At 35.0% G+C, this 24,789-nt stretch carries 22 protein-coding genes; 18 read left to right on the top strand and 4 right to left on the bottom strand.

Going from position 1 to position 24,789, the window contains the following annotated elements:
- Nucleotides 1-81 precede the first annotated feature (81 nt).
- The 3 genes from ACP3T3_RS21330 to dnaG all read right to left on the bottom strand — a co-directional run bounded on the left by ACP3T3_RS21330 (nt 82) and on the right by dnaG (nt 4,555).
- The gene (locus tag ACP3T3_RS21330; RefSeq protein ID WP_426477715.1) at nt 82-1,350 is read right to left on the bottom strand and encodes an esterase-like activity of phytase family protein; all 1,269 of its coding nucleotides are present in this window, start codon (nt 1,348-1,350) and stop codon (nt 82-84) included.
- 423 nt (nt 1,351-1,773) lie between these two features.
- Nucleotides 1,774-2,460: an ATP-dependent Clp endopeptidase proteolytic subunit ClpP gene (gene clpP, locus ACP3T3_RS21325; protein WP_027373257.1), complete on the bottom strand. Its 687-nt coding sequence runs from the start codon at nt 2,458-2,460 to the stop codon at nt 1,774-1,776.
- A 109-nt stretch (nt 2,461-2,569) separates the two neighbouring features.
- Complete coding sequence (gene dnaG / locus ACP3T3_RS21320) at nt 2,570-4,555, bottom strand: DNA primase (RefSeq protein WP_426477714.1); 1,986 nt, start codon at nt 4,553-4,555, stop codon at nt 2,570-2,572.
- A 293-nt stretch (nt 4,556-4,848) separates the two neighbouring features.
- Between dnaG and tsaE the strand changes: the two genes are divergently transcribed.
- From tsaE to ACP3T3_RS21280, 8 genes are all read left to right on the top strand, one after another.
- Nucleotides 4,849-5,256 carry a tRNA (adenosine(37)-N6)-threonylcarbamoyltransferase complex ATPase subunit type 1 TsaE gene (gene tsaE / locus ACP3T3_RS21315; RefSeq protein ID WP_426477713.1) on the top strand — a complete coding sequence of 136 codons (408 nt, stop codon included), beginning with the start codon at nt 4,849-4,851 and terminating at the stop codon, nt 5,254-5,256.
- A gap of 69 nt (nt 5,257-5,325) precedes the next feature.
- Nucleotides 5,326-6,516, top strand: a complete 1,191-nt coding sequence (locus ACP3T3_RS21310) for an alanine dehydrogenase (RefSeq protein ID WP_426477712.1) — start codon at nt 5,326-5,328, stop codon at nt 6,514-6,516.
- The gene (locus ACP3T3_RS21305) at nt 6,516-6,887 is read left to right on the top strand and encodes a hypothetical protein (RefSeq protein ID WP_426477711.1); all 372 of its coding nucleotides are present in this window, start codon (nt 6,516-6,518) and stop codon (nt 6,885-6,887) included. The genes ACP3T3_RS21310 and ACP3T3_RS21305 overlap by 1 nt, the downstream gene beginning before the upstream one ends.
- 15 nt (nt 6,888-6,902) lie before the next feature.
- On the top strand, nt 6,903-7,676 hold the full coding sequence (locus tag ACP3T3_RS21300) for a histidine kinase (protein ID WP_426477710.1): 774 nt from the start codon (nt 6,903-6,905) through the stop codon (nt 7,674-7,676).
- Nucleotides 7,651-8,361, top strand: a complete 711-nt coding sequence (locus ACP3T3_RS21295; protein ID WP_426477709.1) for a LytR/AlgR family response regulator transcription factor — start codon at nt 7,651-7,653, stop codon at nt 8,359-8,361. Before ACP3T3_RS21300 ends, ACP3T3_RS21295 begins: the two co-directional genes overlap by 26 nt.
- A gap of 194 nt (nt 8,362-8,555) precedes the next feature.
- A complete protein-coding gene (locus ACP3T3_RS21290; protein WP_426477708.1) occupies nt 8,556-10,835 on the top strand; it encodes a cation:proton antiporter in 2,280 nt (759 codons plus the stop codon).
- A gap of 98 nt (nt 10,836-10,933) precedes the next feature.
- Complete coding sequence (locus tag ACP3T3_RS21285) at nt 10,934-11,416, top strand: hypothetical protein (RefSeq protein ID WP_426477707.1); 483 nt, start codon at nt 10,934-10,936, stop codon at nt 11,414-11,416.
- A gap of 50 nt (nt 11,417-11,466) precedes the next feature.
- Complete coding sequence (locus ACP3T3_RS21280; RefSeq protein ID WP_426477706.1) at nt 11,467-11,991, top strand: hypothetical protein; 525 nt, start codon at nt 11,467-11,469, stop codon at nt 11,989-11,991.
- 7 nt (nt 11,992-11,998) lie between these two features.
- Here ACP3T3_RS21280 and ACP3T3_RS21275 read toward each other — a convergent pair whose 3' ends face one another.
- Nucleotides 11,999-12,646 (bottom strand): hypothetical protein, encoded by a 648-nt coding sequence (locus ACP3T3_RS21275; protein WP_426477705.1) that lies wholly within the window; start codon nt 12,644-12,646, stop codon nt 11,999-12,001.
- A 466-nt stretch (nt 12,647-13,112) separates the two neighbouring features.
- Here ACP3T3_RS21275 and ACP3T3_RS21270 point away from each other — a divergent pair, with 466 nt between their 5' ends.
- The 10 genes from ACP3T3_RS21270 (at nt 13,113) to ACP3T3_RS21225 (ending at nt 24,539) form a co-directional block, all read left to right on the top strand.
- On the top strand, nt 13,113-14,132 hold the full coding sequence (locus ACP3T3_RS21270) for a hypothetical protein (protein WP_426477704.1): 1,020 nt from the start codon (nt 13,113-13,115) through the stop codon (nt 14,130-14,132).
- A gap of 1 nt (nt 14,133) precedes the next feature.
- Nucleotides 14,134-14,985, top strand: a complete 852-nt coding sequence (locus tag ACP3T3_RS21265; RefSeq protein WP_426477703.1) for a DUF4280 and LysM peptidoglycan-binding domain-containing protein — start codon at nt 14,134-14,136, stop codon at nt 14,983-14,985.
- Between the two features lie 3 nt (nt 14,986-14,988).
- Nucleotides 14,989-17,748, top strand: coding sequence for a peptidoglycan DD-metalloendopeptidase family protein (locus ACP3T3_RS21260; protein WP_426477702.1), 2,760 nt, complete (start codon nt 14,989-14,991; stop codon nt 17,746-17,748).
- Nucleotide 17,749: 1 nt separating this feature from the next.
- A complete protein-coding gene (locus ACP3T3_RS21255; RefSeq protein ID WP_426477701.1) occupies nt 17,750-18,799 on the top strand; it encodes a hypothetical protein in 1,050 nt (349 codons plus the stop codon).
- Nucleotides 18,800-18,823: 24 nt separating this feature from the next.
- Nucleotides 18,824-19,537, top strand: a complete 714-nt coding sequence (locus ACP3T3_RS21250; RefSeq protein ID WP_426477700.1) for a hypothetical protein — start codon at nt 18,824-18,826, stop codon at nt 19,535-19,537.
- Nucleotides 19,491-20,825: a tetratricopeptide repeat protein gene (locus ACP3T3_RS21245; protein WP_426477699.1), complete on the top strand. Its 1,335-nt coding sequence runs from the start codon at nt 19,491-19,493 to the stop codon at nt 20,823-20,825. Before ACP3T3_RS21250 ends, ACP3T3_RS21245 begins: the two co-directional genes overlap by 47 nt.
- Before the next feature lie 398 nt (nt 20,826-21,223).
- On the top strand, nt 21,224-22,327 hold the full coding sequence (locus ACP3T3_RS21240) for an SH3 domain-containing protein (RefSeq protein WP_426477698.1): 1,104 nt from the start codon (nt 21,224-21,226) through the stop codon (nt 22,325-22,327).
- A 13-nt stretch (nt 22,328-22,340) separates the two neighbouring features.
- Nucleotides 22,341-22,817 carry a hypothetical protein gene (locus ACP3T3_RS21235; RefSeq protein ID WP_426477697.1) on the top strand — a complete coding sequence of 159 codons (477 nt, stop codon included), beginning with the start codon at nt 22,341-22,343 and terminating at the stop codon, nt 22,815-22,817.
- Between the two features lie 73 nt (nt 22,818-22,890).
- Nucleotides 22,891-24,027 (top strand): SH3 domain-containing protein, encoded by a 1,137-nt coding sequence (locus ACP3T3_RS21230; protein WP_426477696.1) that lies wholly within the window; start codon nt 22,891-22,893, stop codon nt 24,025-24,027.
- A gap of 281 nt (nt 24,028-24,308) precedes the next feature.
- The gene (locus tag ACP3T3_RS21225; protein ID WP_426477695.1) at nt 24,309-24,539 is read left to right on the top strand and encodes a hypothetical protein; all 231 of its coding nucleotides are present in this window, start codon (nt 24,309-24,311) and stop codon (nt 24,537-24,539) included.
- Nucleotides 24,540-24,789 lie beyond the last annotated feature (250 nt).

Raw genomic sequence — 24,789 nt, 5'->3', positions numbered from 1 at the left:
TGAGAATAGCACCTATAAAATTAAAGTATAATAAAAACGGCGGAATCTTCGATTCCGCCGTTTTCTTTTAAAAAAATCTAATTATTGAATATCGACTACGTACATAGTTCCTTTATCTACTTTACCTGTTTTAGGTAAAATTTTGGCTTTCGGATTTCCGTTTCCATCATCTACCACTCCGAAATCATCATCATTGAAAACAGCCAGTTTATTGTTTCCTAAATAAACAATTCCCTCAAATTTATCATGTTCATACCCCAGTTTTGCAACCAGATCTACGGCTAATGTTTTGGTAACAGGCTTTATTCCGGCATTGGTAATTTCATCCCATGAACACTGTTCCAAAGCTTTTCCATTCACTTTCATCCCGTCAACTGCTGTGAGATCCGCTCCGTTTACATCTGTTGCGTTGCTCAGGTTGATTCTGTATACTTTTTTGATACCTCCCTGAGATCCGAAATTTCCGTCTCTTTCAATCACCAGGAATTCATTGTTGCTTATTGCTGTAATATCACAGACTGAATCGGAAGCACCTCCATCCTGTCTGTATAAAAACTGTTTCGTCTGCCCTGTAATGATATCAAATGTGACAATTCTCGTTAAAGCAGTATTGGTTGCCAGTGCTTTGCTAGGTACATGCATCATTGATTGTATGGTTCCTACCAAGGTTCTTCCATCAGGAGTAATACAAAGTCCTTCCATACCTCTGTTAGCTCTTCTTTTGGCTAAAACAGCAGGTAATTTTCTTGTACCTGTATTGACACCTATCGGGCTTATTCTTTCCATCTCTATTCCTTCAGCACTGTAATGGACGATGTGCGGACCATATTCATCAGAAACCCAGAATGTCCCATCAGCTGCGGCAACAATACTTTCACTGTCTAGACCATACTGATCAGTCCCTAAAACATTTCCTGAAGCGTCATAAGCCGTTTCTCCGGTGCTTCCCATCCCTGCCGGGTTTGGAAGTCCTGTAATAGGCTGTCCTGATGGATTTTTAAGCTTAATATATTTAATTACTTCTACATTTCCATCGGCATTGATTTTAAAGTGCATGATCGTTGGAGTAAAGTTAGGGACAAGGAATTTTTTCCCGTTCTGGAAATCAGTGTTAGGTCCTCTGTCTGTAATGACGTAGAATTCGCCTTTTCTTGTGGGATGAGCGGCGGCTCCGGAACCAAATCCGCCATTGATCACATCCACTCCGTTGATCGCAGCCAGTTTGGTAAATGGAAACTCCTGAGGGAGTTTGGAGTAATTAATATCCTGATGAATTACGGTTGTATCATCATCACTTTTACAGGAAGCCAATACTGCAAGCACAGCAGCAGACCATAGCAATTTTTTCATATTCACTTATATGGCTGCGAAAGTATAACTTGATTGTAAACTGATCTTGAATATAATGATAATTGTTTTTTAACAATAGGATCTAAAAAGAAAAACTATTCTGTTACAAGACAGAAATATTGAATGATTATGTGACCTTTAAAACCACCCCGTCAAAAATTCTTTGAATTTTTGCCACCCCTCCGAAGGATGGGAATTTTTACGTCTTCAATTGGAATTTAGTCAGGATTATAAATTTTCTGAAATATCTTTTCTTAAATCATGGCGGCTGGATTCCTACGGAATAACACAATTGGAATGAGGGTTTATCCATACATTTGCCATTCCGCAGGAATCTAAACGTTTAATATTAGAAATTTTAAAACATAATCCAACAAAAAAACCGCACCAGATTGGCGCGGTTTCTTATGACTTTATAATCAACTACTTTTTCTCAGTAGATCTTTGTAAAACCTCATCTACCATTCCGTAGCCTTTCGCTTCTTCAGAAGTCATCCAGTAATCTCTGTCAGAAGATTTTTCTACCCACTCATACGTTTGTCCTGAGTGGTGGCCGATGATTTCATAAAGCTCCTGCTTTAATTTCAACATCTCTCTCAGGTTGATCTCCATGTCAGAAGCAACTCCCTGAGCGCCTCCTGAAGGTTGGTGAATCATTACTCTTGAGTGCTTAAGCGCAGAGCGTTTTCCTTTTTCTCCGGCAACCAGTAATACAGCTCCCATTGATGCAGCCATACCTGTACAGATTGTTGCTACATCTGGCTTAATAATCTGCATGGTGTCATAAATACCTAAACCTGCATATACACTACCACCAGGAGAGTTGATATAGATCTGAATATCTTTTGAAGGGTCAGCACTTTCAAGGAATAAAAGCTGAGCCGTAACGATATTGGCTACCTGGTCATCAATACCAGTTCCCAGGAAGATAATTCTGTCCATCATCAAACGGGAGAAAACGTCCATCTGGGCAACGTTTAATCTTCTTTCTTCCATAATGTACGGAGTAAGATTCGTAGGCCCATACATTCCCATATACTGATCGGTTACCAAACCGTTGTTTCCTAAATGTTTTACAGAGAAGTCTCTGAATTCCTTTTTAATGTCCATATTTCTATTATGTATTATTTTTAAATATTCTCGAAGTTTAAATTACAATATTTATTCCTAAAATTTTATAGGACTTTTTGTCACAGAATACCAAAAAACCTGACTTCAATTATCTTTTTCTATCTACATAAATCCCTTTGATAGGTGAATATTCGATGATATTGCTCAACCGTATGGAAGCCTGCTTCAATAAAGTAATCTTTTTGATCAGCTCATAATACTTTACTTCATCTGTACTGCTGTAGTGGTCGAGTTCTTTAGCTGTTTCTTTAATCAGATAATCAATATACCTGTATTTATGCAATAAGACATCTCCTTTGATCTGATCTGCCACTTTATCACCGTAATTGGGAGGGTAAATATTTCTTGAAGCCCAGTTTTCAAGCTCATCCGGCGGAATCAAAGCATCTACAACCTTCGTGGTGATCTCTTCATCCATAAAAGATACAAAAAAGTTTCCACTTCTCAGTTCATCTTTTTGGATTCCTTCTCTTACCTGATTGATAATGATCTCATTTTCTTTTACTAAAAATGTATATTGCTCTTCCTCAAAATGGTGAAGGATTTCTTCAATAACGGTAATATCATATTCCTCATTCTGATCATTTCTTCTCTTCAGGATAATGTCTCCAAACATCAGCATATGATCTACCAATTTATTTTCCATGAATAATACATCATACAGAAAAGGATCTTCTTTTTCCTTATCCAAAGGAACAATCTCCATCTTCGGAGCTGCTTTTTCCTTCTGTTGCTGCTGAACGTGATGTGTCTGATTCTGTGTGATCTGCTTCTGAACATCCAGCTCATTGAAAAGACTCTGCTCGGAAAGTCCGAATTTATTGGAAACCTCTTTCAGGTAAACCTCTCTTTTCAAGGCATTTTGAACAAAGGAAACTGATTTTACGATATCCCTTATTGCCTCAGCCTTTTTGATAGGATCATTTCCGATATCTTTTAACAGGATTTCCGCTTTAAAGTCGATGAAATCCATCGCTTCATTTTCAATGTACTTTTCAACGTATTCCTGCGGATGTTTTCTGGCAAAGGAATCCGGGTCATCACCATCCGGGAAAAGCAATACGCGAATGTTCATTCCCTCTGTCAGCAGCATATCGATACTTCGGAAGCTGGCTTTGATCCCGGCATTATCACCGTCAAAAAGAATGGTTACGTTTTCTGTAAGCCTCTTAATCAGTTTAATCTGTTCTGTGGTCAGAGATGTTCCGGAACTGGCTACCACATTTTCGATCCCGGACATATGAAGTGAAATCACATCCATATATCCTTCCACCAAAAGACAGGCATTCTTCCTTGAAATCGCCTGTTTACCCTGGTTTAATCCATACAGGACATTGGATTTATGATAGATCTCCGTTTCCGGTGAATTGAGATATTTAGCTGTTTTGACATTATTCTTCAGAATCCTTGCTCCAAAACCCAATACCCTTCCTGAGAAGCTATGGATAGGGAAAATTACCCTTTCCCTAAAACGGTCTACCCCTGCCGGTGTATTTTCAGGAAAGATAGAAAGTCCTGATTTTTCAAGAATTTCCTTGTTATAGCCTTTTTCAAGTGCATAAGCCGTAAAAGCATTCTTTTTTTCAGGAGAATACCCAAGCTGAAATTTTTTGATGATATCATCCCGAAGTTCTCTCTCTTTAAAATAAGAAAGCCCAATGCTTCTGCCTTCATGATCATCCCAAAGGATTTCCTGAAAATATGTATTGGCTACTTCATGAATTTTATACAGGAGATCTTTTTCGGTCTGCGCATTCTTTGCTTCCTCAGAAATTTCACGATGATCTTCTTCAATTTCAATCCCGTACTTTTTTGCCGCATGGCGAAGTGCCTCAGGATAAGTAAAGTTCTCAATTTCCATCAGGAAAGAGATCGCTGTTCCTCCTTTTCCTGTGGAGAAATCCTTCCAGATCTGCTTACTGGCAGAAACTACAAAACTGGGTGTTTTTTCGTCATGAAACGGACTGAGTCCTTTGTAGTTAGACCCTGCCCTTTTCAACTGCACGTACTCACCCACAATCTCTTCAACGCGGATCGTGGAGAATATTTTATCAATGGTCTGCTTGGAAATCATGCTGTAAAATTAAGTATTTTATGACTAAGTTGAATGATTTGAAAGTTTGGATTCGGGATTCGGGGTTCTGACTTTGAGCTGTTGGGTTTTAGAGTTTGAGGGTAAGAGAGTTTGAGCGTGTTTGGGGAAAGAGTTTCAAGATTTAATTTACTGAATTTTGGGGGCTGAGAGTGTACACCCTGACTTCCAGCCTCCAGCCTCCAGCTTCTGGCCTATAATTTTTAATTTCTAATTCCTAACCTCTCATTAAAAACTCATAAATCATTATTTTTGCAAAATAAATCAGGTATTATATGCAGTTCACTATAAATAAAATCGAAGACTGGCAGGAAGTTGTTGACAGCATCATTCCTCAATTAAAACATAATATTCTTTTATTAAAAGGAAATCTGGGAGCGGGCAAAACAACGTTCACACAATTTCTGCTCAAAAAAATGGGCAGCAAGGATGAAGTAAACTCTCCTACTTATTCTATTGTTAATGAATACAATACGGAAAAAGGAAAAGTATATCACTTTGATCTTTACCGCCTGAAAAATATAGAAGAAGTTTATGATATCGGAATCGAAGAATATCTGGACAACTCTTTTCTATGCATTATCGAGTGGCCGGAAGTCTATGAAGAGGAGCTTTACGGGCTCAACTACCACACAATGAGTATTGTGAATACGGGTGAAAACAGAGAAATTTCATTCGATTAAATATTATGTATCTTTGCTCATTAATTGAGTGTAAAAAAAACAATCTGTAAGACATAATTTAATTTAAGGATGAGTACAAATATTTTTACTCCTTTCACCGAAGAAGAATTAATGCCGAAAGAGGAAAAATTGGAGGTTATAAAAAAAGGTAAACAGTTTAGTATTGGGATTCCTAAAGAAACCTGTCTCAACGAAAGGAGAACCTGCATTACTCCTGACGCCGTACAGGTGTTGGTAGAGCACGGCCATGAGATCATTATTGAATCAGGGGCCGGAGAAGGTTCATTTTTTACAGATTTACAATATTCCGAGTCAGGAGCAAAGATTACCAATGATCCTAAAGAAGCTTTCGGGCAGGATCTTATCCTGAAGATAAACCCTCCTACAGAAGATGAAATAGAGTACATGAAACCTAATACGTATCTGGTTTCGGCACTTCAGATCAATCTCAGAGACAAGGAATATTTCTTAAAGCTTGCAGAGAAAAAAATAAACGCCATTGCTTTTGAATTTATCGTTGATGAATACAAACAGCTGTCTTTGGTAAGATTAGTCGGGGAAATTGCAGGAACCGTTTCTATTTTATATGCTTCGGAATTACTAGCCTTATCAAACGGGTTAATGTTGGGAGGAATTACAGGAGTAAGACCTGCAGAAGTAGTAATCCTTGGTGCCGGTATCGTAGGAGAATTTGCCACAAAGGCTGCCATTGGTTTAGGAGCCAGCGTAAAAGTTTTTGACAATTCTTTATCAAAGCTGAGAAGGCTTCACACGATTGTTGACAGCCGTGTACCGACTTCCATTATTGATCCTAAAGAGCTCAGCAAAAGTTTAAGACGTGCTGATGTAGTGATCGGAGCGCTTCCAAGATTGAACATGACGCCTATCGTTACTGAAGATATGGTCATGAAAATGAAAAAAGGGAGCGTTATTATTGATATCACCATAGATAATGGTAAAGTAATTGAAACCTCAGAACTTACTACCATGGAAGATCCTTATGTCATCAAACATGGTGTCATTCACTGCGGACTTCCGAACCTTACTTCAAGAATGCCGAGAACCACGACCAAGGCCATCTCGAATTTCTTCCTTTCCTATATTTTAAATTATGATGAAGAGGGCGGCTTTGAAAATATGCTGATCCGCAAAAACGAAATGAAGCAGAGCTTATATATGTACAAAGGAAGACATACCAAAAAAATCATCTGCGACCGTTTCGGACTTACCTACCACGATATCAATCTTTTAATTTTCTAATGAAAAAACTTAAATTTTATGCAATAGGCTTCGTACCGGGGCTTTTGATCGTATTTTTTATCTTAAACAAAAAAGGGGCAAGCTGCAGCGGCTATTTACCGAACAGCCGTGTGATTGCCGAAAGTCTTTCCAAAGAATTCAAATATTCTGACGAAGCCAAAAACGCCATGGCAGCCTATAAGATTGATGAAAAATTTATAAAAGACAGTATCATTACCCATGGGAAAGTAGATTTTGACCGCAGCCATGCTCAGAAAAAGCCCTGCCCGGACTATCTTTTAACTTATCCTGAAAAAAATCCGTCTTACGAAATCACTTATGAAAAATGTGAAGAAACGGTAACGGTAAACGGTCTTAAAAAACTTAAATAGTTGTAATACCCTATTATGGACGGCAATTACTACATGATTCATGATTATCTGATATTCATCGGAGTTTTTGCCATTTTCCTGTTTCTCACCACCAGTATCTATCTTTTTAGCCAGAATCAGAAGCTGAAACAGAGAAACACCAAGCTCTCAGACACCAACAAACTTATTGAACAGCGGCTGAATGAAGTCCGGCTGGAACACATAGGCACAAAGCTGAACCCGCATCTGTTTAAAAATATTCTCAATTCGGTTCAGTCCCATGCCTATCAGACCTATATGTCACTGGATAAGCTGGCCAATGTGCTGGATTATATTCTGTACGAAAGCAACAATAAATTTGTCAGTCCGAAGGAAGAGCTCAATTTTGCATTAAGCCTTATTGAGATTAATAAAATCAAGATCAATCCTCTTTTCGATTTCAGAATCAAATCCAGGATCAACAAAACTGATGCTGTATATGAAGAAAAGGTATTTGCTCCGCTGATCTCCGTGGATCTCATTGAAAATGCCTTTAAGCATACGGATTTCCTTGCCCAGGATTCTTTTATTTCCATTTATATGGAACTTGAAAACGGTATTTTCACCATGAAAGTCAGCAATAAAGCTTCTTTAAAAAATATTCTGGAAAAGGAAAAAAGCGGTTTTGGAAGCCAGTCTTTTGATCAAAGGCTTAAAATGATCTACAGTACGTATTACCAGCTGGAAAGAAGTTCAAAAAACGGAGTTTTTACAGCGGAGCTAAAAATCAATTTAGGAGAATTCTATGATAAAATGCGTTATTCTGGATGATGAGCTGCTGGCCATCAGTTATTTAAAACTTCTGTGTGAGCAGATTGATAATGTAGAGGTGGTAAAAGCATTCAATGATCCTAAAGTCTTCCTGAGCGAAATAGACCATATTGACTGTAATCTGTGTATTCTGGATATTGAAATGCCTGGAATGACAGGTCTTCAGGTAGCTGAGATTATTTCAGGTTCAAAAAAAATCATCTTTACTACCGCTTATAAAGAATATGCCGCCGAAGCTTTCGACCTGAATGTGGTGGATTATGTAAGAAAACCTATCAAAAAAGAACGATTGATTCAGGCGTTTGAGAAAGCCAAGGAATTGGTAGAAGACAGTCCTAAAAAAGCTTTTATTGAATGGAATACCAATATCGGAAAAACCGTCATATTCACAGAACAGATTTCTTATATTAAAACCTCTGAAATTGACAGCAGGGATAAAGATATTATCCTGAGCGACGGAACTACGATCGTATTAAAAAATCTCAATTTTAAAAACCTCCTGGAAATGCTTCCTGCAAAAGATTTTGCCCAGGTCAACAAAAAAGAGATCATTGCATTGTCTTCTATCAAAGTATTTTCAACCAACGAAATTATTACTGCCATTCCTATGGAAGATCATACTTTCCTGAAACTGCAGATTGGTGATGCCTATAAAAATTCTTTGATGGAGCTATTCGGAAAATAAGCCTTTTCAAATCTTTCCGTTTACGTTATAGAATTTCTGCCTGTATTATAACTCTCCTTTTCCCAAATACAATCCATTTATTTTTGCATAGAATTATGGGTTTATTACATTTTTCAGAACCTTTATTACATTTTAAGAAAAAGAAGATTTAACATAACCATATTCTTATCAACTTTGCATAAAATATTGGAATCATGAATTTGGGGAAATACAAAAATTTAATTTTCTACATTGCTACCATAGCAGTCTTCTCATGCCTGATGTACTATTTCATCATCGAAGGACAGACACTGGAAGTAAAAGAAAATCTCATTGCCAAAACCAGCGGCGGCTCTACCTGGGAAAATTTCCTGGAATCATTTAAAACCAACCTTCACCATCCGCTTGCACTATTACTGGCCCAAATTGTCACCATTATTATGACAGCACGGCTTTTCGGATGGATTTGTATGAAAATAAAACAGCCCACTGTAATCGGAGAAATGATTGCAGGTATTGTGCTGGGTCCTTCCCTCGTGGGAATGTATTTCCCTGAGTTTTCAGCATTTCTTTTCCCGAAAGAATCATTGGGCAACCTTCAGTTTCTGAGCCAGATAGGTCTTATTCTTTTCATGTATATTGTAGGAATGGAACTGGACCTGAGTGTCTTAAGAAAAAAGGCGCATGATGCCGTAGTAATCAGCCATGCCAGTATCATTATTCCTTTTGCATTAGGAATCGGGCTTTCTTATTTTGTTTATCAGGAATTTGCTCCGGAAGGTGTTCAGTTTACGTCTTTTGCTTTATTCATAGCCATTTCTATGAGTATTACAGCATTTCCGGTACTGGCAAGGATTGTACAGGAGAGAAATCTTCAGAAAACCAAACTCGGAACTATTGTTATTACCTGTGCAGCAGCCGATGATATTACCGCATGGTGTATTCTTGCTGCAGTAATTGCCATTGTGAAAGCGGGCTCTTTCGCCAGCTCTATTTATGTCATTATTATGGCAGTCGCTTATGTATTTTTAATGATTAAAATTGTCAGGCCGTTCCTGAAAAGAGTCGGAGACCTTCAGGCAGGGAAAAATACGATCAGTAAACCCATGGTCGCTATTTTCTTCCTGACCCTGATCTTATCGGCATATGCTACTGAAGTAATCGGTATTCATGCTTTATTCGGTGCTTTTATGGCCGGAGCTATAATGCCGGAAAACGCAAAGTTCCGTACACTCTTTATTGATAAGGTTGAAGATGTGGCTTTAGTGCTTCTGCTTCCGTTGTTCTTTGTATTTACGGGCCTTCGTACCCAGATCGGCCTCCTGAATGATTCCCACCTGTGGATCACGGCAGGATTTATTATTCTCACCGCCGTTCTCGGTAAGTTTGCAGGAAGCGCACTGACAGCCAGATTTGTAGGCATTAACTGGAAAGAAAGCTTAACCATTGGAGCTCTGATGAATACAAGAGGCCTTATGGAACTTATTGTACTGAACATCGGATATGACCTTGGAGTCCTGAGCCCACAGATATTTGCAATGCTCGTGATCATGGCACTCTTTACAACTTTCATGACAGGACCTGCCCTGGATTTCATTAATTTTCTCTTTAAATCTAAAAAAAGCCAGGATGATCCGGTTCACGATAACGATTCGAAGTACCGCGTTCTTCTCTCTTTTGATAAACCGGAATCCGGAAGCACTTTGTTGAAGCTTGCTCACAACTTTACCCATAAAATGAACGGCAATAAAAGCATCACCGCAATGAATATTGCTCCGGTAGATGAGATGCATGCTTATGATATCAACGAATATGAAGATTCACAGTTTCAGAATGTAATTGAAACATCTCACGATCTTAACCTGGAGGTCACAACACTCTTCAAAGCATCTACCGATATTGAAAGCGATCTTACCAGTATTACCAATAAAGGCCATTATGATCTCCTGCTGATTATGCTTGGAAAATCAATGTATGAAGGAAGTTTATTAGGACGGTTACTGGGCTTTACCACCAAGATCATCAATCCCGAAAAACTTCTGAATACGGTAAAGGGTAAAGGAAATATATTCAACAATTCTCCTTTCGACGATTTTACCCTTCAGATTCTGGATAAAACCAATATTCCCGTGGGGGTTTTGGTTGAAAAAGATTTTAAAGCCGCCGACAAAGTATTTGTCCCGATCTTTAATCTGAGTGATTTTTACCTTCTCGAATATGCTAAAAGGTTGATCAATAACAATAATTCCCAGATTATCATTCTGGATGCTGCAGGACAGATCAGAAATAATATTGAGGTGAAAGAACTCATCAGAAGTATTGAACAGGTTGCACCCAACCATATCACCTTATACAATGAGAAAAAGATTGAAAAGGAATTTCTGAATTCCCAGGATCTGATGCTGATCAGCAGCAAAAGCTGGAAAAGCCTGATCGACACCAAGAGCCTCTGGCTGTCAGACATCCCATCTACCTTAATCATATCAAATCCATAACATACACACCGATATTTCTATTTCTATTGAAGCTGTAAATATTATTCGTTGTCTGTAAAGAAAAAACAGGTATATTTATAGCTTCAATTTTTTGGGACATGCTGATTAACAGTGAAAATGGAGTTATAGAGCTGGAAACCTTTACTACCAGCCTTTATCATGGAATGAGTCTTGATCAGCTGAAGCAGTCTGATTTTTATAAAGAAAAGTATCATGATCTGTGGGATGTAAAAACCGGATATTTCTGGTATCATTTTAAGCCTATAGAAATACAGGAATATCAGGTATCTTTCAGTCTGTGCTTTTTTGGGGATCAGCTGGACATCATCCATATGAACACATGGGAAAATGGTGATGCCAAAGACTGGAATGAATGGACAGAAGAAAAAGAAATGAAGGTTTTTCACCGCAACAGCACTTTTCTATCAAAGATTCTGAATAGGCCTCCAACCCAAAAAAAGAAAAACCCTTATCCCAGCTGCAGCTTCAGATTTCGTTGGGGAACTGTATGGTCGGTATACGATCCGCGAAGTGCCGGCAGCTTTATGGGAATCAGATTTAATGAAGAGGAAAACAAATAAAAAATAACTTATAACCAAAGAATTAAGATTGTACTATGTGCCGATATGCCATGATGGTTTACAAAGGTCATTATGCCTGTTTTAACTGCCAGAAAACATTCAAACGCCGTCATTTAAAAGATGTAGACCGGGATGCTCAGACTTCCGTGGAAGCCAAATGCCCCGAATGTGGAAATCTGATGGCCAATATGGGACTCGACTTTAAGTCCCCGCCTAAAAATGATGACAGGCAATGGGCGCACATCCGGGATTTGTATACGGTTGGGATCACTTTCCATTCATGCGGATGCTCTGGACCCGGATATATTCCCCAGGACCGGAAGGCTATTATTAATTACCTGGAAAAAATCCGTTCAGAATATATGAAATCTCTGGTATTCTGGAGATACCGCATAGAACCCGAAAATAAGAGAGAGCGGGAACTGGATTATCAAAAAAACAGATCGCATCTATGGGCTGTCAGCCGTAATGCTTTCAAAGAAACAGTAACAAATCAGGAAGGGATCAACTATTGGCTTAAAAGAATCAATGAGGTTGAGGAAAGACTGAATATGATCAAAGCTGATAAACCATAACGCTACTCTAGTTTACAAGCTTCAGAAGCCTTTTAAAATCTTCTTTGATCTTTTCCTCCTGCTCAGCGGGATAATCCGCACCAATACCAGATCCGTGTATGTTATTATTGCTGATCAGAATGATATTTCCGTTTTCAAAATAATTCCTGGTCATTGTAATCTTTGATTTTTTCAAATCAAATGCTTCCGTGTCATTATTTTCTTTGATTGCTTTAGCATCATAGAAAAGCGGCCGGTTATACTTATATTCTTTCTCGAAAACAAAAGAAAGTTGTCCGTTAAGAAGATAATATTCTATCAACTTCTGTCCCATTTCTCCATAATGTTTCGCAATTACTTTTTGCAGACCTCTATCCATATAATAAAATGTGGCCTCCCCGCCTTCTGCAGATTCTCCTTCAATATCTTTTTTTTTGACAGAAGTCCATTTTGTCACGGAATTGATACTTTTAAAATTAGCCTGAATAGGTTTTATCCTATTTTTTAAACTCTTGCTGCCTGTAGTATCTTTCTCGTTATATGGTTCCCCAATCTTTACAGTATCCTGCCCTTTGGCAGTGAAAAAAACAGACGCCTGATCGCCGGACTTCTGAGCATATGCAAAACTCAAACTGATCAATATTATGAAAACTCCATGCAAGAATCTATTCTTCATATTTTCTTTTTTATAGCTTTAAAATTAATAATAACTTTTGGTTGTACTGTATATAATAAAACCACAAAAGTCACAAAAGTTTTTTATTGGCTTGCTTTAAGCTACAACTAACTGTTTTAGCCTTAAAAACCTTATACCAGCTTAGATTCCTGCGGAATGGCACAATTGGAGTATTTGTCTCACCCATACAGTTTGCCATTCCGTAGAAATCCAGCCACACTAAACCAACAAAAAAAGCATCAGCAAAAACTCCAATCCTGACCAGCATCACAACAGAAGACGTAAAATTCCCCTCCTCCGGAGGGGTGGCGAAAATTCAAAGAATTTTTGACGGGGTGGTTTTCGGGGTGGTTGTATACATCCCATCAATTTCATGTCGTAATTCTACTACAATTTTTAAAATTTAACCCTAAAAATTAATTTCAAATAGAGTTTTTTAATAGCTTTATGCTATAATTCACTTTGGATGGAAATTGATTTCTTACAATATCAGGTACGAAATGGAGACACGCTGACTTCTGTTGCTTCCCGGCTGGGCATGACCGGTGAGGCGCTCAGGATGTTTCACAATTCTCACTGTCAGAAAATGGATACAATATGGTTTGAAAATCTTAACGACGTTAAAAAAATCTTTGTCCCTACAGATTTCAAAACTGAAGCACAAAAGGAACAGCAAAGAAAAAACAGTCTTCCTGCCCGGCTTCATTCTTTTTTTTCTAAAACATACGCAGTTCATGAAACCGTTGAAAGTCCGGCCGAATCTCCGGTTAACATCACTTATACTGTTGATATCGCTATTGACGAGGACAAAAATACAGGTAAGCATATCCTAAGCTACCTTCAGAAAGATTGTAAATCGGACGGAAATATACCCGATGATAAAATGAGCAGTCTTTCCCTTGCCTGCATGCAAAGCATTATGCCTCTCAAATTTACAATGAATGAACAGGGTAAACTCACCGGATTCGCAGACCATAAAAGCATTACAGATACTTTTTCTCAGCAGCGTAAAGAGCTTGAAGAATTTTATATAGGGGAAGTTTCTCAGCATTATATGGATGTTTTTGAAAGAAACATTAACAATGAATCATTTTTATTACAGCAGTTTCAGAGCACTCTCCTTTTTCAGACCTTATTTCCAGGGATACATTGGTTTCAAAAGAAAACAAAGTGGAAAGAACCGTTTTATTTTTTACAGAATTCATTTCCGGTACAGTGTGAAATAACCATTAAACATGAAAACAAAAACGAAGATGCTGTTTTGACCATTTTAAATGGTAACATCACAGAATTATGTACTTCACAGGAAATCATGCGCGGTATCAGACTTCCGAAACCGGCTATAGAGCCGGCCACAGGAAATATTATATTAGAATACACTACTCATACCAAAAATAAGAATCTTCTTCAGGCTAAAGCCTCGGTTTTACTCAGTCATAATGAAGAGTTTATTCACCAACATCACATCAATATAACACAAGGATAATATGAAAAATTATATCATACAGAAAGGCGATACTTTCAGTTCATTGGCCCGGCAGTTTAAGCTGAAAAATGAGGGTATTTTAAAAACATATCATAATCTCCACTGCCCGGCGGAAGATGTTATGCAGGAAGCTGTTCCCGGAAAAACGATTGTAATTCCGGAAGATCCACAGCTGATGGCTGATGAAACAGAACCTCAGAATACTTCAGCATCCTCGCAGGAAGAATCTCCAGAAGATATAGCTTCTGGTGAAGAAAATTCCACAGAGCAGCCGCCACAAAATGAGGAGCAGCCCTCTGAAAAAGCAGAATCCCAATCCGATAAAGAGGAAAAGAAAGATAAAAAGGAGGACGGAGGTTCCACTCCTCATGAAGGAAAATATTTCATTGTGCAAAAAGGAACCGTGCAGTGCAATCAGGGATTCAAATTCCCAAAATTTAAAGTAACCAGCCACCAGAAACATTACTGGAATGATGAAGAAGGAAATGCAGATTATCTGGCAGTAACGGAAGATGATCTTCAGCTTGATCCTGCCGCGCAACCGTTCGGACAGTGTAAACTGAAACCTAGTTCCGGAGGATATCTTCCCTGTGCCTACGCTCCCGCCGGAAAATGGCAGAAGACGTATGAAAAAGTAAAGGTCATGGGAAAAAGCTGCCTTACGGAAATCTCAGAGCTGATGTGCAGTACAGGAGGAAAAATAACCATTCTCAAGCACGGGCAGCAAAGTGAGGCAGGCAAAAGCCATGTGGCAAAGGCAAACACACAGGAACAGCAGGTATACAATCCCGTTGTGGATTTTGATGAATTCAAGGAAGATACAAAAGGTACAGACGAACTTTATTACAGCTAAGCCATGACAGGAAATATTATTGGGAATCAGAACCCTCTGGTAGGAACCACCTGTTCCTACGAAGTAAAACCTTCCATCCTCTCATTCGGACTGAAAGGTGAATATGAATGGTATATTTACAAGAAACAGAAAAACGGAAACTGGAAAGATATCACAGGCACTCCTAAAACCGGTGAAAAAGTAACCTACAAATTTGGGGAAATAGCGCTGGGAATAGAATTTCAAATGAAAGTCTACGAGACTAAGAAAGGTATTTTACCGGGACTTCCCGATACCAAAGAGCTGGCAGGCACCCTTACCATTATTCCTACCAGTAACAAAGTCCCGAAAATAGATAAGGTAGTGCTCTTCAACAGAGGGGCAAAGGACGTTAATAAAGCCAGTTACCGTGATACTCTTATTGCGCAGGCTCACTGCATTGCAATGTTTAATAAAGAGATAGAGTTCCATCTTTGGGAAGATGATGCTGCGGGAAAAGGCCATGATGCCAGTATCAACAAAAACAACCGCCATACACGCAGCTACAAAGCAAGGGTGAATGCAAATGGTATTGCCGAAGTACAGATACCGCTGATGTCTGACGAAAAAATTCTCCGCCAGATCGCCAATCAGTTTATGATGAAAGGTGACAGAGATGAAGGCGCTAATCATGAGTATTATGTTACAGCTACTTATTCCGGGAAAATACAGGGAGCAAGCCAGGTGAATGTAGATGTAGCCAACCCTGATTATAAAGGACAGCCTCAAAATAAGCCCAAACCGCAGCCCCAGAAAAACACCCCAAAATTCCCAGCCGGATCAGGAAACGCCCCGAAACAGGCTGATCCCAAAGGCAATATTATAGAAGCCGTCTTCATAGATGATACAGGAAAAGAACTTTCTAAAGTAGCCGTAGGAAATAAAGTAAGAGTAAGAATCCACTCCAAAAACATGGTGGGAAAACACATCCAATATGTCATCTGGGAATATGATACCACTTCCAGTGATGAAGTCTACAGAAGCGGAATGATTAAAATCCCTGCCGATGTATGTGACACTTCAGGATTCGTCATTACCAAAGATATTTTTAACAAAGGAATAGACTCCCCTATTGGCGACCCGGACTCTGATAAGCAAAATTATTTCATCGAAATTATCTCCAAAGATCTTTCTGCAGAATCTCAGAAATTTGGGGTAAATTCGGAAGGGTTGATAGAAGTGGAGAAGGTGAAGAGTGCGGCGGTGGTGAAAAACACACAAAATCCAAAACCAGAAAACGGAAAATGTCCAAATTGTGAGAAAGATATAACTGTTGAACAATTACAAAGGATATATTCAGAGGTTAAAGATAAAACTTTATTATCTGAACTTGCAGAAACTTTAAACAAATACAAAAAGATCTATAAATTAGATACTTGTGCACGGAAAGCTCATTTTTTTGCTCAATCGATTGAAGAATCTGGGCTAGATTTATCGGGTGCAATACATGGAGAAGGTTTAAATTACTCAGCAGAAGCATTACCAATTCAGTTTAAAGCATTTAGAAAAAGAAATGCTCAAGGAAGAGCAGTTGATAAACATGGAAATCCAACAGATGATAATTCTAAAACAGTTCCAAATGATCTAGCCTATCAGTACGGAAGAAGCTCAAGGAATGGATATGTAGCGAACCAAAAGAAAATTGCAGAAATAGCATATGGAAATCGGCCAGAGTTAGGTAACAAATCTGCTGAAGACACTTGGAATTATAGAGGAAGAGGACTGCTCCAAATAACAGGTAGAACTACATATGGCGAAATTCAAAAAAGGATTGATAAATTTGCCTCATCTGAGAATATTAAAATAAGTGATGGGATTGATAGAGACTATACTCCAAAAGAGGCAGCCCTAACAGGTATGGCAGATTGGTATAAAGAGGATATGTTTGATAAGGCAGATGAAACAGGAAAATTAAAAGATGATGATGTTGTAGATTTGATTGTTAATATTATAAATAGAAATACCAATTCAAGAAAGAAAAGAAAAGATCATTATAAAATAACTAAAGTAGTTTTTGAAGTTGATAAATGTCCGGAAGTTAAACCACAAAATAAAACTGATGATGATAAAAATGCTATCTGGAACACCCCATTAGAGAATCCCCAGATTACTATATATACGTTCGGTGGCTTAAAACGACCATGGCGATCTGCTTTCGGAAGAGTAAGAACAGATATGCCTGGAAGTGACAATGGAAAAAGGCCTCATCATGGCATCGATTTGTTTGCAGAAAAAGGAACTCCAGTATATGCATGCCTACCTGGTAAAGTAGTTAGTTTGTCTCCTGGAACTGGATACGGAAAAGGTTTAGTTTTAAAAGTAGATTCTCAATATTTAGAAATATTTAAGAAACAACGTCGAGCTTACGAACCCTACTATGTAAAATCAAAAAGGACTTATGATAAAAACAAATATGATATAGAAGGATATGGTGATTTTGACGAATATGAAGGAATTACAGAAAGTAAAGATGTTTATTTGATGTACGCACATTTAAGTGAACTAAATGTTTCACAAAATGAAGAAATTACGATTGAAAATTATAAAACAAAACGATTAGGAAAAACTGGCGACACTGGAGCAACTGGTACTAAAGGGCCACACCTTCATTTTGAAATAAGAAGTGCTCAAAATCCTTCTGGATATTCCGAACGCTATAATCCAGCTTTCTATGTTAATTATAAGAATGAGACTCAGCTTTCGGAAGCTGAAAGAAAAAAACAAGATAAAACAGCAGGTAAGTAATATGAAAAATTTAACGAATCTATTTATACTATTATTTTTCTTTAATCTATTATCGTGTAAGGAAAATAGTCCTAAACAAGAAAAAATAGATAAACTCACAACATTATATTCTATTGATTTTAAACAGGAACAATTAAACTGTACTGGTGAAAAGTATAGTTCAAATAAATGTATTGATAAAAATAAAAACTTATCAATTTCTTTTGATAAAAATTCGATCCTATTTACCAATAATAATAAAAATTACATTGATAAATTAAATAATTCAAGTGATCTAGGATATGAAACTTTTTTATTTGGAAGCAGCAATGATGAAAAAATTATTTTAATAGATAATTTTTTAGAAAACGGACACCTATTTCTTGTCTATTATGTTAATAATAACAATATAAAGTTCTTAGGAAAAAATGAAGTAATCAACAACACCGAAGAGAACAATGCATATAATTTTAAAATAAAAAAAACAGACGATAAAGTTGATATATTCTTAAATCCTCAGCTTGGCAACTTTTCACTTGATATAGAAAAAGCAGTTAATCTTAATAACAATGATGATAAGAAAGCTATCTTAAATATTAATTTTCTTAATGATAATATTGCAACTCCAGATAAGATTACCAATGAATTAATTTTCACAAAAGACAAATCGGGAAAATTAATAATTAATACTGATATTCTAGATTACATACAAAAAAACACAGCTAATAGTAATAATTCATACTCCATGTCATTATCGAAATATGTAACCCAACTTATTATTAATTTTTATGATAATGAGAGTACAGAATGGAGGGAAGAAGACTTATTTAGAATAATTGGATATGCTGCAAATACCACAGATCCATTGTTTAAGAAATACTGGAAAAATAATCCTGAAAAATGGAATAATGGACAAGAGGGATATATTTTAGGTTTTTGTAATGTTGCATATCATGATCAAATCTGGGCTAAACTAACTAATAATTTCAAACAAAACAAATATTATAATTTACCTTATTTAGAAGAAATGGTGTGGTATGGAAGCGATTTTGATAAAGTAGGAGCACCTTAAGATTAGTCCATAAAACTTCAATTAATGATGAAAAACTTTTTAATCCATTTAATATTATCATCCTTCGTCTTTTGGAGTTGTAAAGAAAGAAACAAGAAGGAATGGGAAAATGCTAAACAAGAACAAAACTCAGCTTTGATTGAGGAGCAGTTTCAACCTGCCCTGACAACAAATGTAAATCTGAATAAAGAAATAATTGATTTCAAAGGCTTTTATAACATTTGTAAAGCAAATCTGAGAAACGATTCTATTAAATCCGAAACCTGTTATGAAATAACAATTACACCAGGCTTAGCCTATATAGATGCCAATACATCATTGTGTAAAGGAAATTATAAAATTAATCAGATCCAAAACAATGAAATCAATTTGATAAATGAAAATGATAACAACTGCGGTTTTAATATAAAAAAAGAAAACAACGCCTATTTTATTAAAAGAGAAAGAAGTGAAGCAGTATTAAATGAATGGACAGAATTAGAGAAAGTAAATAACGTTTATAAAACAAATCAGTCTTTCGTGATGAAAAAGTTCTTAATGCTATTTGTACTTATACTTGTTACAAAATGCTTCCACAGAAAGGAGATAATTATAAGTATAGATGCAATCCTTTACTATATATTTCCCTTTCAAAAGAAGATCTACAATTACAAAAACAATATAATAAAGCAAATAGAAGCACTGATAAAGTATGAGAACCTTAATATTATTAATATTTTTCACTTTCGCTGTACATAATTGTAAAGATTATAAAAGAGAAAAGATAGAAAACAAAAAGACTATTATCCATGAAGAATTGATATTTTCCCCTGTTACAGAAATAAGAAAAGACTTTACTTTACAAGGAAAAAGTTATAGATATGAGTATAAATTTGACAAAAATATTATAAGGATAGCTGCCAAAAACTATGATGGAGGCTTTTACAATGAGGTCTATTCAAACAATTCTCTAATTGGCAAATTACAAAAGAATTCTTGGAGCTGTATTCCTTATTATTATAAAAATAAAAACCTTGGTTTGCTTTTCATTGAAGAAGGAGATGAGAGTGGTATTTGGGGATATAGTATTTTTTTAGTCAAAGAAAAAGAAATAAAAGAAGTTGGCTTTATTGATATTTCTTCAACCCAAGATTCACCGTTAAATAAATTTTTAAGTTTTACTCAAGAAAATAACTTTATTACATTTAACTTTTTAGAGCCCCAGTTTTTTTCAAATGAAAAGACCATCAATAAATCTGATCAAACAGTAAAAATTGACTTAAGTACATTAAAAATCATTAAAAGCTCAAATAGAAATACAAACAGCAATATTGCATTTTCTTTAAAAGATCATAATTATACTATAAACTTCACAACAAAGTCAATTGTTCCAAAAACTGATGATGTTTATTTCGAAAACAATTTTCTGGTCATAAAGAAAACAGCCGAAGAAAATACCCCTCATAATCTTCTTACTTATAAATATTATTTTATTTCAGCCTCCAATACTGTGCAGTTAAATAAGATAAACTTTTCTAAAGAAACCTATGTTGAACAGGATGATATCTGTAAATTTTCATATACTTATTTACCTAATAACGATTCTACTTTTTCCCTTGGAGAGATAAATACATTTACAGAAAAAGATCTGGATATGTATATTAGAAAATTAGATTTAAAACAAGCACTGGATATTGTTTCAAAGATTAATAAAGACTATCAGTGTACCTCATCATTAACTGAAAATGAAATCAATCAGCTTTTAAAACAATATCCGCTCAATGAAAAAACGGTAAATGATTATAATAATATAGCTTACTATCAGGAACAAAATAAAGATTATAAAAGCTCCATTAGCATCCTTGATAAGATACTGTCTCAATATCCTGACAGGGTTGTTGCCTGGTTAAATTATGCAGATGCTAAATGGGGACTTAATAACAAACAAGAGTCAAAAGAAGCTTATATAAAGTACTATAATCTTATGAATAGCCAATCGAAAGATATGTCCAGAGTACCACAAAGAGTTAGAGACAGGATGAAGTAAAAGCACTGAATGGAATAAAGAAATTAAGCCTACTGATTTCAAAACCTTCAAAGTTACAGTTAAATTAAACTTTATGAAAAATATATTCCTGTTTATTGCTTTAACACTCGGTTTCACCTGCTCTTTCCAACATAAAAACAAAGGTATTGTAAAACTCTGACAGCCATCAGCTGAAACTAAAAGAAGCTCATTTGAAACCTACATCAATAATGAAGATTATTTTATAAAAACCTTTGATGTCAACAAGGATGGCATCTCTGATAAAATTGTAAGTAACAAACCTTATCAAGGAGAAAATTTATTTGTCTTAAAAAATGAGAATAAAAAATATTTTATAAAAAGCAAAAGATTTATAAACAAAGATTGGCAGGAATTGGAAAAAGAATAAATAAAACCAAATGATAAAACCCTTTTTAATACTATTATCACTTCTATTATTTTCTTGTTCAGGTAAGCCGGAAGTGAAAATAGTAGAAAAAGAAACTGAAATAATTGAAAGTTATTTCACCAATCATAAATTAAAAAATACCAAGGAAAATTTTGATAAAATAAATATGGATTTACTTGGTATCAAACCTGATAAACTTCAAGACGGGTATAATGATATTTTAATATTCAATGAAGCTACCAATTATCAGATATCAAAGGAAGGAAAATATATTAAAATAGGTAATGATATTCTACCTGATTTAGATAATGTTAAAGCAAGTATAAATACTAATCAAAAACATCCTTATTTTGAGGAATTATTAACTCTGAACAAAATTATTTATCAGGATGATTTAACATCCATTTTGAGCGTAGCATCTAAAAATCCAGATCTTGCACTCGATTTAGTAGTTATGTTTAACTATGAAAAAAATGAAGTTCTTTTTAATTCTGCGGTCAAAAATATTCAAAATTGGGATGATATTGAACAAAGTTCTAGGCTATCATTTGTATTCTATAATAACACTACGAATTCATTTAAAATTAGAGAAAAACTTTTAGAAAGTTTAAAATCCAAAGATTCTTTTCTGTATGCATTAACATCTTATTTAGCTGATAATAAAGACAACATCATAAAAACAAATGGTATTACTCCTACTTCATTAGAAAAGGCTATTGCCTATCTCTTACAACTTGGCTTTACAGGTAAGGAAAATATTGATATTCAATCCGACAAAGCATACTTATTATTAAATAATGTCTATGTTTCTCATCCAGAATTAAAGATCTCTTTTCAAAAAAACAAATATTATGGCTATCCATTTCTTGAAAGATATTCCAAAGATTATGGACTTTTACAAGAAGATAATCAAGAAAAAATATATTCAATAATAGTAGATCCTGATGGTTTTACAAATTTAAGAAAAGATAAAAATACAACATCACAAATTCTTCAAAAGATTAAGACCGGAGAACAAGTTGAGGTTTTAGACCAAAACGGAGATTGGTGGTTAGTAGTTTCTAAAGAAGGTAAAAAGGGATATGTTCATAAAAGCAGGATAAAATCTGAATAAATACCTTAACCAAATGATGAAAAACTTTTTAATTTTACTATCGCTCATATTTCTATCATACTCATGTGAACAGAAGAGAGAAGAAAAAAAAGAGAACCTTAATAATCAAAGTATTGACTCTGATTTACAAAAAATTACAGGAAGTATTTCATCATCAAAACAACAGATTTCAAATTCATCAGGAGAATATTTTGCAACAAATGAGAAGTTAGATGATTATGGAATTTCATTGAAAATTGAGGAAGATTCTATTATTTATACAGAATCCGGAAATATGGGGAAAATGTATAATCAATACCTTCTTAAACAAGTTAAGACTGTTGATGGAAAAATATTTTTAAAATATTCAGAGGTGATTAATGGATATATTGGTGATGCAGATAAACCGCTTTATTTTGGTATTCTTCAATATAACAAAGGTAATTTATTATTGGAGAGTGAATACACAGAAAAAAGATATGGATTAAAAAATGTAATATTAAAAAAATAAAAATAATTATTACAATTTGATTCAGATAGGCTTCTGCGATCTATATTGCTGGATTCTAAAATAAACACAAACAATGAAAAATATTTCTTTAGCTCTTATGTATTCATTGCTATTTTCTTGCACTGGACAAGAAAGTAAACTTCACTTGCAGAACATCAAAGAAATAAACTCTTTAAAAACAGCATCCTATAATATTACAGATGAAGGAGACGGCACAAAATCAAACTATGATGACCTGTCTCCTGAATTTATCAATAAAACGAAAAAAGTATTAGAGCAAAGAAAATTTCAATTTCCTGATGAAAATACCTTTAATCAAAAAATTTTGGATGTATTTTCTTTCAATTTGAAAGATTATAAAAATTCCATAATTGCTTTACGTCCGGCAATGTTTCCAGAGGTAGCTATTAAAGAAAATAAATTTATTTTCATTCAGGACGCTGGTGCTGCCGAACCAGAGTTTATAAATCCTGACTTGTTGTATCATTTTAATTCTTATATATTTTATAATACTCCCGTATCTTATGTTTGGCTGCAAACAAACAATTCCAATCTTTTATACGATTTAGTTGTTTACTATGGATACAATAAGGATAGAAAGCTTGTGGAATCAGTATTTAAAAAATTCGATTTTAATAGTCTTTCCGATATGGAGCAGTTAATTTTTATAGATTCTGGCGGGTATAAAAAATTGAAAAAACAAATATTTGACGACATAGAAACCATTATTTATAAAGGTAAAGTTGAAGACTTTTCTTACGCTAAAGAAGGTAATGGTTATTTAAGAATAGGTGATATAATAAATAAAATATCATCATCTCCAAAAGAATATTTTGAACCTGAAAAAACAATATCTTACTTATTTGAGAGAGAATTAAGAGTTGGAATACAAGGCAATATTGAAAGCTATTTAAATAAAAATCCAACTTATAAATCAAATCTGGAAAAAAATAAATTTTATGATTTACCTACTTTAAAAGACTATGTGAAATATATTTACCAAAAAGAAAGTAATACCAATTTTATCATTCAGGATAGCGATGGTTTTACCAACCTAAGAAAGGAGAAAAACTCTTCTTCCCAAATCCTGCAAAAGATTAAGACCGGAGAACAAGTTGAAGTTTTAGACCAAAACGGAGATTGGTGGTTAGTGGTTTCTAAAGAAGGTAAAAAGGGATATGTTCACAAAAGCAGGATAAAATCTGAATAAATACCTTAATTAAATGATGAAAAACTTTTTACTTTCACTATTGCTCATATTTCTATCATACTCATGAGCAGAAAAAAGAGCAAAAAAGCATAATTGCAATAAATAAGACAAAATTAAACAAAACTGATTCTTTAATTTCTCATAATGAAAATGAGTCATCAACAGTAGTAACAGATAATAATTTTAAAAAAACCAATATTAATTTCTGGAAAGGAGAATATCATTTTGAAGCATCAAATAGAGACGAAGCAAAAACTGTTTTTAACATTACAATAAATTCATTGAATGACATTTCAGTAGATGTTACTGAAGAAGGAATAATAAATAAATATTCTAATTTAAATGCTGAAGAAGTTAATCATCAAAAAATTAAAATAAAGTATGATGATTCTTCTGATGAGATGGGAATTATTTACATTGAAAAATCAGATGACAATTACTTTATTTCAGGAAATCCCATATACTTTATAAACCCTGGGAATAATGAGATGCCTTTACAGAAAATGAAATAATAACATGTTTGAACTGGTGCAGCAATGCAAAAGCCTAAAAAACATCATCAAAAAACCAACTCATCCCATCCCTATACAATTTAGAAAAGAAAATTTCGTTTCATTTAAAAAAATATTTTTACCTTTGCTCTGTGATTTTTAACAACGGAACATATTATTATAGAATTTTTACCTCAGCTCTGGGATAGGGATTCTTATGAATATAAATTAAAACCTCGTCCTAAGGGCGAGGTTTTTTTTATTTAAAAAA

It is taken from the genome of Chryseobacterium sp. CBSDS_008, from assembly GCF_049959325.1.
In the GTDB taxonomy this organism is placed as follows: Bacteria; Bacteroidota; Bacteroidia; order Flavobacteriales; family Weeksellaceae; genus Chryseobacterium.
The sequence above is the reverse complement of the archived record's forward strand: the minus strand, read 5'-3'. Positions and strand labels throughout refer to the sequence as shown.

What these genes read in the sequence shown, in the direction of transcription:
- clpP (WP_027373257.1), bottom strand. Translation starts at nt 2,460, where the DNA reads ATGGACATTAAAAAGGAATTCAGAGACTTCTCTGTAAAACATTTAGGA.
- ACP3T3_RS21280 (WP_426477706.1), top strand. Translation starts at nt 11,467, where the DNA reads ATGATGGTTTACAAAGGTCATTATGCCTGTTTTAACTGCCAGAAAACA.
- ACP3T3_RS21265 (WP_426477703.1), top strand. Translation starts at nt 14,134, where the DNA reads ATGAAAAATTATATCATACAGAAAGGCGATACTTTCAGTTCATTGGCC.
- ACP3T3_RS21310 (WP_426477712.1), top strand. Translation starts at nt 5,326, where the DNA reads ATGAGTACAAATATTTTTACTCCTTTCACCGAAGAAGAATTAATGCCG.
- ACP3T3_RS21250 (WP_426477700.1), top strand. Translation starts at nt 18,824, where the DNA reads ATGATGAAAAACTTTTTAATCCATTTAATATTATCATCCTTCGTCTTT.
- ACP3T3_RS21330 (WP_426477715.1), bottom strand. Translation starts at nt 1,350, where the DNA reads ATGAAAAAATTGCTATGGTCTGCTGCTGTGCTTGCAGTATTGGCTTCC.
- ACP3T3_RS21255 (WP_426477701.1), top strand. Translation starts at nt 17,750, where the DNA reads ATGAAAAATTTAACGAATCTATTTATACTATTATTTTTCTTTAATCTA.
- tsaE (WP_426477713.1), top strand. Translation starts at nt 4,849, where the DNA reads ATGCAGTTCACTATAAATAAAATCGAAGACTGGCAGGAAGTTGTTGAC.
- ACP3T3_RS21260 (WP_426477702.1), top strand. Translation starts at nt 14,989, where the DNA reads ATGACAGGAAATATTATTGGGAATCAGAACCCTCTGGTAGGAACCACC.
- ACP3T3_RS21290 (WP_426477708.1), top strand. Translation starts at nt 8,556, where the DNA reads ATGAATTTGGGGAAATACAAAAATTTAATTTTCTACATTGCTACCATA.
- ACP3T3_RS21230 (WP_426477696.1), top strand. Translation starts at nt 22,891, where the DNA reads ATGAAAAATATTTCTTTAGCTCTTATGTATTCATTGCTATTTTCTTGC.
- ACP3T3_RS21240 (WP_426477698.1), top strand. Translation starts at nt 21,224, where the DNA reads ATGATAAAACCCTTTTTAATACTATTATCACTTCTATTATTTTCTTGT.
- ACP3T3_RS21285 (WP_426477707.1), top strand. Translation starts at nt 10,934, where the DNA reads ATGCTGATTAACAGTGAAAATGGAGTTATAGAGCTGGAAACCTTTACT.
- ACP3T3_RS21305 (WP_426477711.1), top strand. Translation starts at nt 6,516, where the DNA reads ATGAAAAAACTTAAATTTTATGCAATAGGCTTCGTACCGGGGCTTTTG.
- ACP3T3_RS21300 (WP_426477710.1), top strand. Translation starts at nt 6,903, where the DNA reads ATGGACGGCAATTACTACATGATTCATGATTATCTGATATTCATCGGA.
- ACP3T3_RS21270 (WP_426477704.1), top strand. Translation starts at nt 13,113, where the DNA reads ATGGAAATTGATTTCTTACAATATCAGGTACGAAATGGAGACACGCTG.
- ACP3T3_RS21275 (WP_426477705.1), bottom strand. Translation starts at nt 12,646, where the DNA reads ATGAAGAATAGATTCTTGCATGGAGTTTTCATAATATTGATCAGTTTG.
- ACP3T3_RS21235 (WP_426477697.1), top strand. Translation starts at nt 22,341, where the DNA reads ATGATGAAAAACTTTTTAATTTTACTATCGCTCATATTTCTATCATAC.
- dnaG (WP_426477714.1), bottom strand. Translation starts at nt 4,555, where the DNA reads ATGATTTCCAAGCAGACCATTGATAAAATATTCTCCACGATCCGCGTT.
- ACP3T3_RS21295 (WP_426477709.1), top strand. Translation starts at nt 7,651, where the DNA reads ATGATAAAATGCGTTATTCTGGATGATGAGCTGCTGGCCATCAGTTAT.
- ACP3T3_RS21245 (WP_426477699.1), top strand. Translation starts at nt 19,491, where the DNA reads ATGAGAACCTTAATATTATTAATATTTTTCACTTTCGCTGTACATAAT.